The organism is Mycobacterium sp. ITM-2016-00317 (assembly GCF_002968295.1).
Classification (GTDB): Bacteria; Actinomycetota; Actinomycetes; order Mycobacteriales; family Mycobacteriaceae; genus Mycobacterium.
This window is the reverse complement of sequence record NZ_CP134399.1, coordinates 3,724,850-3,738,862: the sequence shown is the minus strand read 5'-3', so window position 1 is coordinate 3,738,862 and position 14,013 is coordinate 3,724,850. Positions and strand designations below refer to the sequence as shown.

The window sequence follows — 14,013 nt, the reverse complement described above, 5'->3', positions numbered from 1 at the left end:
GGCCGGCCGCTGCCCGACGGGCGCACCGCCGTCCCGCTGAGCACGCACGACGAGGCGCTGGTGCCCGCCGACGCGCGCGCCATCCTCGACCACCTGCAACGCCATCCGTGCGACCCGGCACAGGTCGCGGGCACGATCGTCGCGACACGGCGGCTGCGCCGCCACCGGGTGATCGTGCGCGCCGCCGACCTCGACGAGCTCACCACCGGGCTGCAGGCGGTGGCCGACGGGCGGGACCATCCGCTGGTCACCCGGTCAGCAGCACGGTCCGGCAGGACCGCGTTCGTCTTCCCGGGCCAGGGCGGGCAGTGGCCGGCGATGGGGGCGCAGGCCTACCGGGAGCTCCCGGTCTACCGCGCCGAAGCCGACCGCCTGGCCGCGGCGTTCCTGGCGGCCGGCTCGCCGTCCCCGCTGGCCTTTCTCACCGGCACCGATACCGACCCGGACGCGGTGTCGCACCTGGAACTTCAGGCGGCGCAGTTCGTGCACTCGGTCGCGCTGACCGCGGTGTGGCGCTCCTGCGGCATCGTGCCGGACGTGACGGTCGGGCACAGCCTCGGCGAGGTGGCCGCGGCCTACGTCGCCGACACCATCACCCTCGACGACGCCGTCGCCGTGCTGGCGGCCCGGGCCGCGGCGATCACGGCGATCCCGGGAGACAACGGCGTCGCGGTGCTGGGTGTGGACACCGCCGAGGCTGCCGAGCTGATCGCGGCCACCGGCGGCTGGCTGGAACTGTCCGCGGTCAACGCGCAGACATCGGTGGCGGTGTCGGGGGAGCGGACCGCGGTGGCGGCGGTCGCCGCGGCAGCCCGATCACGCGGCCGCTTCGCCCGGGAACTGGCGATGAGTTTCCCGGCGCACACCACCGCGATGGAATCCCAGCGCACAGACCTGCGGCGGCGACTGCCTGCGTCGGTCTTCGGCGACTCGCCGGTGCAGTTCGTCGGGTCCGCGACCGGGCAGCTCGTCGCCCCGGGCACCGAGTTCGCCGACTACTGGTATGCCAACCTGCGCAACACGATCCGTTTCGACCGGGCCGTGCAGACAGCCATCGGACTCGGCGCCGTCCGCTACGTCGAGCTGTCCGCGCACCCGTCGCTGCTGTTCGCCGTCGAGGACGGCATCGAGCGTTCCGGCGGCGCCGCCGCGGCGCTTGTCGGCTCCGGACACCGCGACGAGCCGACGCGGGACCGCCTGTCCGCCAACATCGTCGCCGCTGCGGCCGCCGATCCCGCGTACCGGTGGGCCGATCTGCTGACCGGTGAACCGGAACCGCGGTACGGCTTCCCGGGCGCACCGATGCGCGCCGAGCACCTGTGGGCCGCACCCGAGCCGCTGCCGCCGGTGGCCGGGCTGACGGTGACCGCCGAGACCTGGCGGACGTGCGAACCCCTCGGCGCGTCCGTCGGGCCGCCCCGCCGGGTGGCTGTCGTCGCGACCGGCGGTGCCGCACCGCTGACCGCGGCATTGCGGGAGGCGGTGGACCGGCACGACCGCGCGACCCCGACCACCGCGGCCGACGCCGACCTGGTGATTGCGGTCGCAGCTGGGCTCGACCCCGCCGACCATGCCGGAGCCGCCGCCGGCGTCGGCGCGCTGGCCGCCGCCGTCGACGCGGGCCTGCTCGGCTACGCCGACGCGTTCGGGCCGCGCTGCCGCGACGTCTGGCTGGTGACCACTGGCGCCGAGACCGTCACCGCCGGCGATCCGGCCCCCGATCTGGCCCAGGCCGGGCTGGCCGCGATGCACCGCTGCATCGGGTTCGAGCACGCCGACCAGGGTTTCCATCACCTGGACGTGCCCACAGGCACGCCGGACGTGGCGCGGGCCGCGCTCGAGGCGATGCTCGACGGCGCCGGCGAACTGGCCCTGCGCGGCGAGAACGCCGTCTATCGACGGATACTCGGCGCCGAGGCGCCCACGACGATGTGGGCGCCGGACCCCGAAGCCCTCGACGAGGTGGTGATCACCGGGGGATCGGGTGCCATCGGGCTCAGCTACGCCCGGTTCCTGGCGGCCCACGGGGCGCGCCGGATCGTGCTGCTGAGCCGCCACGGAGTCGAGCCGGCCGCACTGGACGGGATCGGCGCCGAGATCTGGGCGCCCACCTGCGATCTGCGCGACACCGAACAGCTCGCGGCCGCCGCCCGCCACGCCGACAGACCGGCGTCGCTGGTCATCCACGCCGCGGGGACGGCGACGTTCGCCGACCGCGCCCACACCACCGGCGCCGACCTCGCCGGCATGGCCGGAGCCAAGGTCGTCGGCCTGGAGGCACTGACCCGGCTCTGGCCGATCCGGTCCGACGCGCGAATCCTGTTGTGCTCTTCGGTGACCGGCGTGTGGGGCGGCAAAGGCGTCGGCGGCTACGCGGCCGCGAACCGGATGCTCGACGCGATGGCGGCCCGACTGCGTGCCGACGGGCGCCGCTGCACGGCGGTGCGTTTCGGCCTGTGGGAGGGCAGCGGCATCGTCGACGCCGCGGAGATCGCCCGCGTGGAACGCACGGGTCTGCGGCAGATGAAACCCGAACTCGCGGTGGAGGCGAGCCTGGCCGAGCTGCCCGGCGACCCGCTGGTGCTGTCGGCCGACCCCGGGCGGATGCGGGTCTTCTTCGGCGAGAAACCGTCCGAGACCACACCGGAACCCGCCCGCGGCGCCGTGTCCGAATCGATGGCGCCACCGGACGCGGTGCGGACCCAGCTGGCGGCGGTGCTGGACGTGGAGGCCGCGACCCTGGACCTCGACTCGTCGCTGTTCGACCTCGGCGTCGACTCGCTGCTCGCGCTGGACCTGCGCAAACGGCTGAAACGCCTGACCGGGCAGACGGTCCCGCTGGCGCTCCTGCTCGGCGGGATCACCGGCACGGACCTGATCGCCGGGCTATCAGAGAAAGTGGACTCTTCGAGTGACTGACATCGACACCGCGGCGCAGCTCGACGACCGTCGGCTGGAGCTGCTGCGACGCCGGATGCAGGAGCGCGGGCTGAGCGCAGGCACCGACACCGCCGAGCCCGCGGGTGACCTGGACGCGCTGACCGAGGGACAGCTGCGGATGTGGTTCGTGCACGCCGCCGATCCCAGCGGTGCGCTGCTCAACGTGTGCCTGTCCTATCGCCTGACCGGTGAGATCGACCTTGCGCGGCTGCACGACGCCGTCGACGCGGTGGCGCGCCGCCACCGGGTGCTGCGGACCACCTACCGCGCCGAGACCACCGACGCGGGTGCCACCGGGATGCCGGAGCCCACCGTCCACGACGACCTGATGCCCGGCTGGGCCGAGCACGACCTGTCCGAGCTGTCCGAGCGTGCACGCCGGCTGCGGCTCGAGGTGCTCGCCCAGCGGGAATTCGCCAGACCGTTCGACCTCGGCGCCGACTCGCCGCTGCGGATCACCGTGATCCGCACCGGGGCAACGGAATTCGTGCTGCTCCTGGTCGCCCATCACATCGCGTGGGACGACGCGTCGTGGGAGGTGTTCTTCGCCGACCTGACCCGCGCCTACGTCGGTGAGACGCTGGCGCCGGCGCGCCGTGCGGCCGTCACGCCCTCGGGGTCGGACGAGGAGGACGTCGCGTACTGGCGGGCGGTGATGGCCGATCCGCCCGAACCGCTCGAGCTGCCCGGCCCGACCGGCTCGGCCGTCCCGACCAGTTGGCGTTCCCAACGCGCCACTGTGCGGCTGGACCGCGAGATCGCCGGGCGCGTCACGGCCCTGGCCGATGAGACCGGCGCGACCCCGTACGCGGTGCTGCTCGCGGTGTTCGGCGTGCTGGTGCACCGGTACAGCCACGTCGACGACTTCCTGGTCGCCACCCCGGTGCTCAACCGCACCGGTGACACCGACGACGTCATCGGCTACTTCGGCAACACCGTCGCGATGCGGCTGCGACCGCGTCCGCCGATGACGTTCCGCGAGTTGCTGACCCAGACCCGGGACACCGCCCTCGGCGCGTTCGCCCACCAGCGCGTCGGCCTGGACCGGATGGTCCGCGAGCTCAACCCGGACCGCAGGCACGGCGCCGAGCGGATGACGCGGGTCAGCTTCGGCTTCCGCGGCCGTGACCGGTTCGGTTTCACCCCGCCCGGCGTCACGTGCGAAAGAGCGGACCTGCGTTCGCATCTGACGCATCTGCCGCTGGGCATCATGGTCGAGTTCGACGCCGACGAGGTCGTGGTGGAACTCGAACACCTGGTGGAGATCATCGAACCCGCGCTGGCCGGGCAGCTCCTGGACCACTACGCGGTGCTTCTGCGCAGCGCGCTGGACGCGCCCGACACCACGCTGAGCGCCCTGCAGCTGATGGGCGACGACGACCTGGCGTGGCTGCGCGCGCAGTCGGCGGGGCCGCGGTTCGACACCCCGGCCGCCACCATCACCGACCTCATCGAGGATCAGGCCCGGCGCAGCCCGGACGGCACCGCCGTGGTCTACGAAGGCCGCCACTACAGCTACCGCGAGATCAACGAGGCGGCGAACCGGGTCGCGCACTGGCTGATCGGCCGGGGGGTCGGCGCCGAGGACCGGGTCGCGGTCCTGCTGGACAAGTCTCCCGAGCTGGTGGTGACCGCAGTGGGCGTGCTCAAGGCCGGCGCGGTCTACGTGCCCGTCGACCCCACCTACCCGCAGGACCGGCTGGATTTCATCCTCGGTGACTGTGACGCGAAAGTCGTCGTCCGGGAACTCATCGCCGACGCCGACGGGTGCCGAGCCGACAACCCGGGCGACGCCGACCGGGTGCGCCCGGTCGGTCCGGCCAACACCGCCTACCTGATCTACACCTCCGGCTCCACGGGTCTGCCCAAGGGTGTCCCGGTGCCGCACCGGCCGGTCGCGGAGTACTTCGTCTGGTTCGCCGACGAATACCGGGTCGACGCGCGCGACCGTCTGCTGCAGGTCGCCTCGCCGAGCTTCGACGTGTCCATCGCCGAGGTGTTCGGCACGCTGGCCTGCGGTGCGCGACTGGTCATTCACCGCCCCGGCGGGCTGAACGACATCGGCTACCTGACCGCGCTGCTGCGCGAGGAGGGCATCACCGCGATGCACTTCGTGCCGTCGCTGCTCGGGCTGTTCCTGTCGCTGCCCGGGGTCAACCAGTGGCGCACCCTGCAGCGGGTCCCGATCGGGGGCGAGGCGCTGCCCGGCGAAGTGGCCGACAAGTTCCACGCCACCTTCGACGCGCTGCTGCACAACTTCTACGGCCCGACCGAGACCGTGATCAACGCGACCCGGTTCAAGGTCGAGGGCAGGCAGGGCACCCGGATCGTCCCGATCGGCAAGCCCAAGATCAACACCCAGATCCACCTGCTCGACGATGCGCTGCAGCCCGTGCCGGTCGGCTCCATCGGCGAGATCTACATCGGCGGAACGCATGTGGCGCACGGCTACCACCACCGGCCGGCGCTGACCGCCGAACGCTTCGTCGCCGATCCGTTCACCCCCGGTGCGCGGATGTACCGCTCCGGCGACCTGGCGCGGCGCAACGCCGACGGCGACATCGAGTTCGTCGGCCGCGCCGACGAACAGGTCAAGATCCGCGGCTTCCGCATCGAACTGGGCGACGTCGCCGCGGCGATCACCGTCGATCCGAGCGTCGGGCAGGCCGTGGTCGTCGTCAGCGACCTGCCCAGCCTCGGCAAGAGCCTGGTCGGTTACCTCACCCCGGCCGACGGTGCGACGGTCGACGTCGACCGGATCCGGGCCCGGGTCGCCGCGGCCCTGCCCGAGTACATGACCCCGGCGGCGTATGTGGTCGTGGACTCGATCCCGATCACCGCGCACGGCAAGATCGACCGCGCCGCGCTGCCCGAGCCGCAGATCTCGGCGGTCAACGCGTTCCGCGAACCCGCGGCAGGCACCGAACGCGAACTCGCGCAGGTGTTCGTCGATCTGCTCGGCCACGAACGCGTCGGCGCCGACGACTCGTTCTTCGACCTGGGCGGGCACTCGCTGCTGGCCACCCGGCTGGTCGCCGAACTGCGGACCCGGTTCGGTGTCGACGTCGACGTGCGCGACGTCTTCGAGAACGCCACCGTCGCCCGCCTGGCCGCGCACCTCGACACGCTGGCCGGCGCACAGGGCGACGCTCCCCGCCGGCCCCGGCTGGTCGCGGTGCCGCACGACGGACCCGCACCGCTGTCCTCGTCACAGCTGCGTTCCTGGTTCGGCTACCGCATCGAGGGCCGCAGCCCGATCAACAACATCCCGTTCGCCGCGCGGCTCACCGGACCCTGCGACGCCGACGGGTTCGTCGCGGCGATCCGCGATGTCGTCGACCGGCATGCCATCCTGCGCACCACCTACCGCGAGATCGACGGTGTGCCCTACCAGATCGTCAACCCGGCCGGCGACATCCGGGTTCGCCGGGCCCGCGGCGACGGCGAGCAGTGGCTGCAGGCCGAACTGGACCGCGAACGCAAGCACACCTTCGACCTGGAAGAGGAGTGGCCCATCCGAGCGGCGGTGCTCGGCGTCGGCGACGACCACGTGGTGTCGGTGGTGATCCACCACATCGCCGGCGACCACTGGTCGGGCGGTGTGCTGTTCAGCGACCTGGTGACCGCCTACCGTGCCAGGACCGCCGGTGAACGGCCGACCTGGGCGCCGCTGCCCGTGCAGTACACCGATTACGGCGCGTGGCAGGCGCAGCTGCTCAGCGACGACACCGGGATCGCAGGCCCGCAGCGCGAGTACTGGACCCGCCAGCTCGCCGACGCCCCGGCCGAAGCGGGCCTGCCGCTGGACTTCCCGCGGCCCCGGCTGCCCAGCGGCAAGGGCGACGCCGTCGAGTTCGCCATCGACGGACAGGTCCGCAGCAGGATCGCCGAGCTGTGCCGCGAACTCGGCATCACCGAGTTCATGCTGCTGCAGGCCGCGGTCGCGGTCACGCTCGCCAAGGCCGGCGGCGGCCTCGACGTCCCGCTCGGCACCCCGGTGGCCGGCCGCTCCGAAGCCGAGCTCGAGCAGTTGGTCGGGTTCTTCGTGAACTTCGTGGTGTTGCGCAACGACCTGCGCGGCAACCCGACGCTGCGCGAGGTGCTGACCCGGGCCCGCGACATGGCGCTGTCGGCGTACTCCAACCAGGACGTGCCGTTCGAGCAGGTCGTCGACGCGGTGAACCCGCCACGCACGCTGGCGCGCAATCCGCTGTTCCAGGTCGTGGTACACGTTCGGGAACAACTGCCGCAACGCCAGATGATCGACACCGACACCGAGTTCACCGCGCTGGAACCGACGTTCGACATCGCCCAGGCCGATCTGTCGCTGAACTTCCTGGCCGAGACCGGCTCCGACGGCGCCGGTTACCGCGGCTACCTGATCTACCGTCCCGAGCTGTACACCCGGCGCAGCGTCGAACGCCTCGGCCAGTGGCTGACCCGGGTGGTGACGGCGTTCGTCGACAACCCGGGACGCACGCTGCGCGACGTCGACATCCTGTCCGCCGAGGAGCGGCGCCGCATCACCGGCGAATGGAGCGCAGGCGCCCGCGTGCAGGTGCTCGACGCCGACCTCGCCCCGGTCCCGGTCGGGGTGCTCGGCGACCTGTATCTGAGCGGCGGTCCGTTCACCGGGACCGAGCGCTACCGCACCGGGGACCGGGCCAGGTGGACCGACGACGGCCGGCTCGACATCGTCGCGGGTGCCCCCGTCGGGAGTGGCCCGGTCGTCGAAGCCGCCGCTGACGCCCCGCCCGTGCAGTTCGAGGCGCCACAGACCGACACCGAACGAGCCCTCGCCGCACTGCTTTCCGAGCTGCTCTCGGCCGAGGAGGTCGGCCGTCGCGACGACTTCTTCGGCCTGGGCGGCGACAGCGTGCTGGCCGTGCAGCTCGCCGCCCGCGCCCGCGACGCGGGACTCGACCTGACCGCGCGGATGGTGTTCGAACATCCCGAGCTCGCCGAGCTGGCAGCCGCGCTCGACGAGGGCAGCGGGCCGGTGCCCGAACAACAGGACACCCACCACGCGCCGATGTCGGTGTCCGGGCTCGCCGACGCCGAGCTCGCCGCGCTGTCCGAATCGTGGGGCAGCAGGCAATGATCCAGATCAGGGCGGGCGTCGAGCCGCCGGTCATCGAGGACGTCCTGGCGCTCAGCCCGCTGCAACAGGGGCTGTTCTCGATGGCGACGCTGTCCGGCGCGCGTGACGACGACCCGTACGTCATCGCGATGGCCGCCGACGTGACCGGCGACCTGGACGCCGAACTGCTGCGGCGGTGTGCGGCCGCGCTGCTGGTCCGGCACGCCAACCTGCGGGCCAGCTTCATCAAGGGCGATCTGAGCCGCGCCGTGCAGGTGATCCCGACCGCGGTCGAGGTGCCGTGGCGGCACGTCACCGCCGCCGACGACGACGACCTGGAGGCGATCGAGAACGCCGAGCGGACAAGGCCGTTCACCCTCGACCGGGGACCGGTGATCCGGTTCCTGCTGATCGAGGCGCCCCAGCGGATGCGGTTCGTGGTGACCGCGCACCACATCCTGATCGACGGCTGGTCGCTACCGCTGTTCATGGGCGAACTGCTGACCCTGTACCGGGCCGGCGGGGACGTCGCCGCGCTGCCCGATGCGCCGCGGCCCTACCGCGACTACATCGGCTGGCTGGCCGCCGCAACGACGAGGCGGGCCGCGCGTTGTGGCGCAGGCACCTGGCCGGTGTCGACGGCCCGACGCTGCTCACCCCGGCGCTGACGTCGACGGCCCCGAAACCGGGCCCCGGCTCACCGAGGTGCGGCTGGACCCGGAATCCACCCGCGCGCTCGCCGAGGCCGCCAGGAATCGCGGCGTCACGATCAACACGCTCGTCCAGATGGCCTGGGCGACAATCCTGTCGGTGGTCACCGACCGCGCCGACGTGGTGTTCGGCGTGACCGTGTCGGGGCGGCCTGCCGAGCTGGCCGGGGTCGAGCGGATGGTCGGGTTGTTCATCAACACGGTGCCGCTGCGGGTGCGCCTCGACCCTGCGGGGCCCACCGGTGCACAGTGCCTGGCGCTGCAGCGTGAGGCCGCGACGCTGCGCGACCACGGGTATCTCAGCCATTCCGAACTGCGGGCCCTCGGCGGTATCGGCGAGATGTTCGACACGCTGCTGGTGTACGAGAACTTCCCGCCCGGCGGACTGGTCGGTCAGACCCGGTTCGAGGCCGACGGCGCCACCTTCGTGCCGTCGGCGCTGGAGAGCCTGTCGCACTTCCCGGTGACCATCGCGGCTCATCTGGCCGACGAACGCCTCACGGTGTTCGTCGAGACGATCGACGGGGCACTCGGGGCACTGCGCCCGGACGAGCTCGGCCGGCGGGTGCTGCACGTCGCACAACGCCTGATCGACTGCTGGGACCGGCCGCTGCGCACCGCCGGGGTGCTGCTGCCCGCCGAGCACGCGCCGGTGCCGCCCGGATGGGAACCGTTGGACGACAACAGCATCCATGACAGGTTTACCCGGGTCGCCGGCAGCCGACTGGGGTCGGTGGCGCTGACCTGGGAGGCCGGGGGAGACAGCGGGACGCTGACCTACCGGGAACTCGACGAGGCCGCCGACCGGGTCGCCGCGGCGCTGATCGCCGCCGGAGCGGGCGCCGAGACACCGGTCGCGGTGCTGCTGGCCCGTGGCCCCGATTACGTCGTGGCGATGTTCGGGGTGCTCAAGGCCGGCGCGGTGATCGTCCCGCTGGACCCGGCGATGCCCGCCGAACGCATCACCGACATCCTCGACCAGTCCGGCGCGACCCTGGTGATCGACGCGGCGTTCCTGGCCGCGATGCCTGCCGCCGAGCCGCCCGCCGGATACCGGCCCGCCCGGGTGACGGCCGAGCGCGCGGCCTACATCGTGTTCACCTCGGGCACCACCGGCAGACCCAAGGGTGTGGTGGGCACCCACGGCGCCGTGCTGGCCTACGCCGAGGACCACGCCGCGCATGTGCTGCGGCCTGGCCGCCGCGCGGCTCGGCCGCCCATTGCGGGTCGGCCACGCCTGGTCGTTCACCTTCGACGCCGCCTGGCAGCCCCTCGCGGCGCTGCTCGACGGCCACTCAGTGCACCTCGTCGGTGACGAATCCCAGCGCGACGCAGAGGCTTTGGTGTACCAGATCGGGCGGTTCGGCATCGACATGCTCGACACCACGCCGTCGATGTTCGCCCAGCTGCACGACGTCGGCCTGCTCAGCACCGTCCCCCTCGCGGTACTCGCGCTCGGCGGCGAGGCGGTGAGCCCCGCGACCTGGCGGCTGATCGGCGACGAGTGCGGCCGCACCGGGATGACCGCGTTCAACTGTTACGGGCCGACCGAGACCACCGTCGAAGCGGTCGTCGCGCCGATCGACCGGTATCCACGACCCTCGATCGGCAGCCCGACGCGGACCATGAGTGCCTACGTGCTCGACGCGTGGCTGCGGCCGGTTCCCGACGGCGTCGCCGGCGAGCTGTACCTGTCGGGCCGCCAGCTCACCCGGGGCTACCTCGGCCGGGCCGCCGAGACCGCGGGCCGGTTCGTCGCCGACCCGTTCACCCCCGGGCAGCGCATGTACCGCACCGGCGATGTGGTGCGGCGCGGCGCCGACGGCGGCCTGCAGTTCCTCGGCCGGGCCGACGACCAGGTCAAGATCCGCGGGTTCCGGGTGGAGCCCGGGGAGATCGCCGCGGTGCTGAGCGCGCATCCGGCCGTGACCGACGCCCACGTCGTCGTCGACCGGCGCGGCCCGCAGACCCGGCTGACGGCGTATGTGGCCGCAGGCGCGGCCCCACCTGCCGTCGCGGAGCTGCGTACGCTGATGGCCAAACGCCTGCCCCGCTACATGGTTCCGCAGCGAGTGGTCGTCCTCGGGGAGCTGCCGCTGACCTCGCACGGCAAGATCGACGAGGCCGCACTGGCCGGGCTCACGGTCGAGGACGGCCCGTCGGCCGCGCCGGAGACGCCGACCGAGACCGCACTGGCCGAGCTGATGGCGGAGGTGCTCGCCGCCGATACCGTCGACGTCGAGGCCGACTTCCTGGAGATGGGCCTGGACAGCATCGTGGCGTTGACGTTGGTGCAGGCCGCCCGCCGGCGTGGCATCGAGATGCGCGCCAGGCTGATGCTGGAGTGCGACAACATCCGTGAGCTGGCCGCCGCGATCGACTCCGGCGGGCACGACCACGCACCCGCCCCGGTGACCGAGGCCCGCTTCGGCGAGGTGGCGCCGGCCCCGGTCATGTCCTGGATGTACGAGTACGGGAACTTCCGCCGGTTCACCCAGAACGTGCTCGTCTCACTGCCCGCCGGCATCACCGGTCAGCGTCTGACGCAGATCCTGCAGGCGCTGCTCGACCGCCACGACATGCTGCGCTCGACCCTCGACGACACCGGGCGGCTGGTCACCCGCCCGCCCGGCACGGTGCGCGCGGCCGACGTGCTGCACACGGTGGACGCCGCCGCCGACACCGCACTGGCCGCCGAAGTCCCTGCCGCAGTGGACCGTATCGACCCGGCGGCGGGTGCGATGGTGCAGGCGGTGTGGTTCCGGCAGGGACCGCCGGTGCTACTGCTGTGTGTGCATCACCTGGCCACCGACGTGGTGTCCTGGTACATCGTGCTCGGCGCGCTGGCCCAGCTCGACGCCGAACTGGCCGCCGGCCGCACCCCGGACGAGGCCGCCGAATACACCACCTACCGGGACTGGACGCGGCAGCTGCACCAGCGCAGCCGCACCGACACCGTCGACGACCAGCGCGAATACTGGGTCGGGCAACTCGCCGCCCCCGATCCGGTGCTGGGCGGGCGCAGGCCCGACCCGCGCCGCGACACCTGGGCGTCGCTGCAGTCGACCGACGTCGTCACCGACGCCGCCGCCACCCGCGCACTGCTGGGCCGGCTCGAGCGCGCCGGGATCGAGATGCGTGACTTCCTGCTCGCCGCACTGACGTTGACGCTGGCCTCGTGGCGGATCGAGCGGGGCCAGCCCGCCCACCACGGCGCGCTCGTCGCACTGGAGGGGCACGGCCGCGAGGACAGCCTGTTCGCCGGTGCGGACACCTCGGCCACCGTCGGATGGTTCACCTCGGTGTTCCCGGTACGTCTCGGCGCCGGGGAGGCCGCCATCGACGTGCACACCGCGGACCGAAATCCGGCCGCGGCCCGGACGCTGCTGCGCGCCGTCGTCGAGCAGCTGGCCGCGGTGCCCGGCCGCGGACTCGACTACGGTCTGCTGCGCTACACCCGGCGCGACGACGCGCTCGTCGAAATGCCGCAGCCGCAGGTCGAATTCAACTACATCGGTCGCTACGACCTCAGCGCCGACCAGACGGGCCAACCCTGGTCCCTGATCACCGACGAGGCCCTGAACGCGCACATGCCTGCGGCGGCCGAACCGGACCTGCCGCTGCGCTACACCTTCGACGTCATCGCAGTGGTCTCCGGCGGAGCCGACGGCCCGGCACTTCGCACCAGCTGGCGGTGGAGCACCGCGCTGTCGCAACCGGCCGAGGTCGACCGGCTCACCACGATCTGGCAGCAGGCCGTCGCCGTGCTCGGAGAGGCGCTATGACATCACGTCCCACCCCCACCCTCGCCGTCGTCGGGGCCGGGCCGAAAGCGATCGCGGTGGCCGCCAAGGCCGCCGAACTGCGCGCGATGGGCGTCGAGGCGCCCGAGGTGGTGGCCGTCGAACGCAGTGTGGTCGGCGCCAACTGGCAGGCCGTCGGCGGCTGGACCGACGGTCAGCACCGGCTGGGTACCAGCCCGGAGAAGGACGTCGGTTTCCCGTACCGGTCGGCGCTGGTGCCGCGGCGCAACGCCGAGCTCGACGAGCGGATGATGCGGCACAGCTGGCAGTCCTATCTGGTGGCCAGTGCGCAGTTCGCGGAATGGATCGACCGCGGCAGGCCCTCGCCGACGCACGCGGGGTGGAGCCGCTACCTGCGCTGGGTCGCCGACAACATCGGCATGACCGTGATCACCGGTGAGGTGCAACGGATCTCCACCGACGGCCGGCGGTGGGAGCTGATCACCCCCGAGCAGAGTGTGCACGCCGACGGCGTGATGATTACCGGACCCGGTCAGGCCGCCCGGTCGATCCTGCCGCACGACCCGCGGGTGCTCTCGATCGCGCAGTTCTGGGAGCGCGCAGCCCGGCAGGAGTTGATCGCCGCCGAGCGCGTCGCGGTGATCGGCGGCGGCGAGACGGCCGCATCCATGCTCAACGAGCTGTTCCGGCACCGGGTCTCGACCATCACGGTCATCTCGCCACAGGTCACCCTGTTCACCCGTGGGGAGAGCTTCTTCGAGAACTCGCTGTTCTCCGACCCGACGGACTGGGCGAGCCTGACGATGGCCGAACGCCGTGACGCGCTGGCCCGCACCGACCGGGGCGTGTTCTCGGCGCGGGTGCAGGACGCGCTGCTGGCCGACGACCGGATCAGGCATCTGCGCGGCCGGGTCGCCCACGCGGTGGCCCGCGACGAGCGGATCCGGCTGACGCTGAGCGCCAGGCGCGGCGGCGAGGCACTGGAGACCGTGCACGGATTCGACCTGGTGATCGACGGTTCCGGCGCGGACTCCATGTGGTTCGAACCGCTGTTCAGCCCGGACGCCCGCGACCTGATCGAGCTGACGCTGGGCGCCCCGCTGACCGGTGACTCGCTGCAGGAGGCCATCGGCCACGACCTGTCGATCGCCGCGCTGACCCCGAAGTTGTTCCTGCCCGGCCTGTCCGGGCTGATGCAGGGCCCGGGCTTCCCGAACCTCAGTTGCCTCGGGCTGCTGTCCGACCGTGTCCTCGGCGCCCACTATCCGGATGCGGCACATCATCTTTCGACTAGGAGAACCGATGAGCACCAACCCGTTCGACGATGACGCCGGCACGTTCTACGTGCTGGTCAACGACGAGGAGCAGTACAGCCTGTGGCCCGTGTTCGCCGAGGTGCCCGCAGGCTGGCGCGTGGTTTTCGGCGAGAGCACCAGGGCCGACTGTCTGGCCTACGTCGAAGAGGTCTGGACGGATCTGCGGCCACGCAGCCTGCGTGAGGCCATGGACCGGGCGTGAC

General features: G+C 72.3%; 4 protein-coding genes and 1 pseudogene. All 5 read left to right on the top strand.

Annotated elements, in window-relative coordinates; genetic code table 11:
- The first annotated feature begins 60 nt into the window (after positions 1-60).
- The 5 genes and pseudogenes from mbtD to C6A87_RS17775 all read left to right on the top strand — a co-directional run bounded on the left by mbtD (position 61) and on the right by C6A87_RS17775 (position 14,012).
- The gene (gene mbtD, locus C6A87_RS17795; protein ID WP_396836892.1) at positions 61-2,919 is read left to right on the top strand and encodes a mycobactin polyketide synthase MbtD; all 2,859 of its coding nucleotides are present in this window, start codon (positions 61-63) and stop codon (positions 2,917-2,919) included.
- Positions 2,912-8,041, top strand: a complete 5,130-nt coding sequence (locus tag C6A87_RS17790; RefSeq protein WP_311113496.1) for a non-ribosomal peptide synthetase — start codon at positions 2,912-2,914, stop codon at positions 8,039-8,041. The genes mbtD and C6A87_RS17790 overlap by 8 nt, the downstream gene beginning before the upstream one ends.
- A pseudogene (locus C6A87_RS17785) lies at positions 8,038-12,515 on the top strand (amino acid adenylation domain-containing protein). Before C6A87_RS17790 ends, C6A87_RS17785 begins: the two are co-directional and overlap by 4 nt.
- Positions 12,512-13,822 carry an NADPH-dependent L-lysine N(6)-monooxygenase MbtG gene (gene mbtG, locus C6A87_RS17780; RefSeq protein ID WP_311113495.1) on the top strand — a complete coding sequence of 437 codons (1,311 nt, stop codon included), beginning with the start codon at positions 12,512-12,514 and terminating at the stop codon, positions 13,820-13,822. Before C6A87_RS17785 ends, mbtG begins: the two are co-directional and overlap by 4 nt.
- Positions 13,797-14,012: an MbtH family protein gene (locus tag C6A87_RS17775; RefSeq protein ID WP_311113494.1), complete on the top strand. Its 216-nt coding sequence runs from the start codon at positions 13,797-13,799 to the stop codon at positions 14,010-14,012. The genes mbtG and C6A87_RS17775 overlap by 26 nt, the downstream gene beginning before the upstream one ends.
- The last annotated feature ends 1 nt before the right edge of the window (position 14,013 follow it).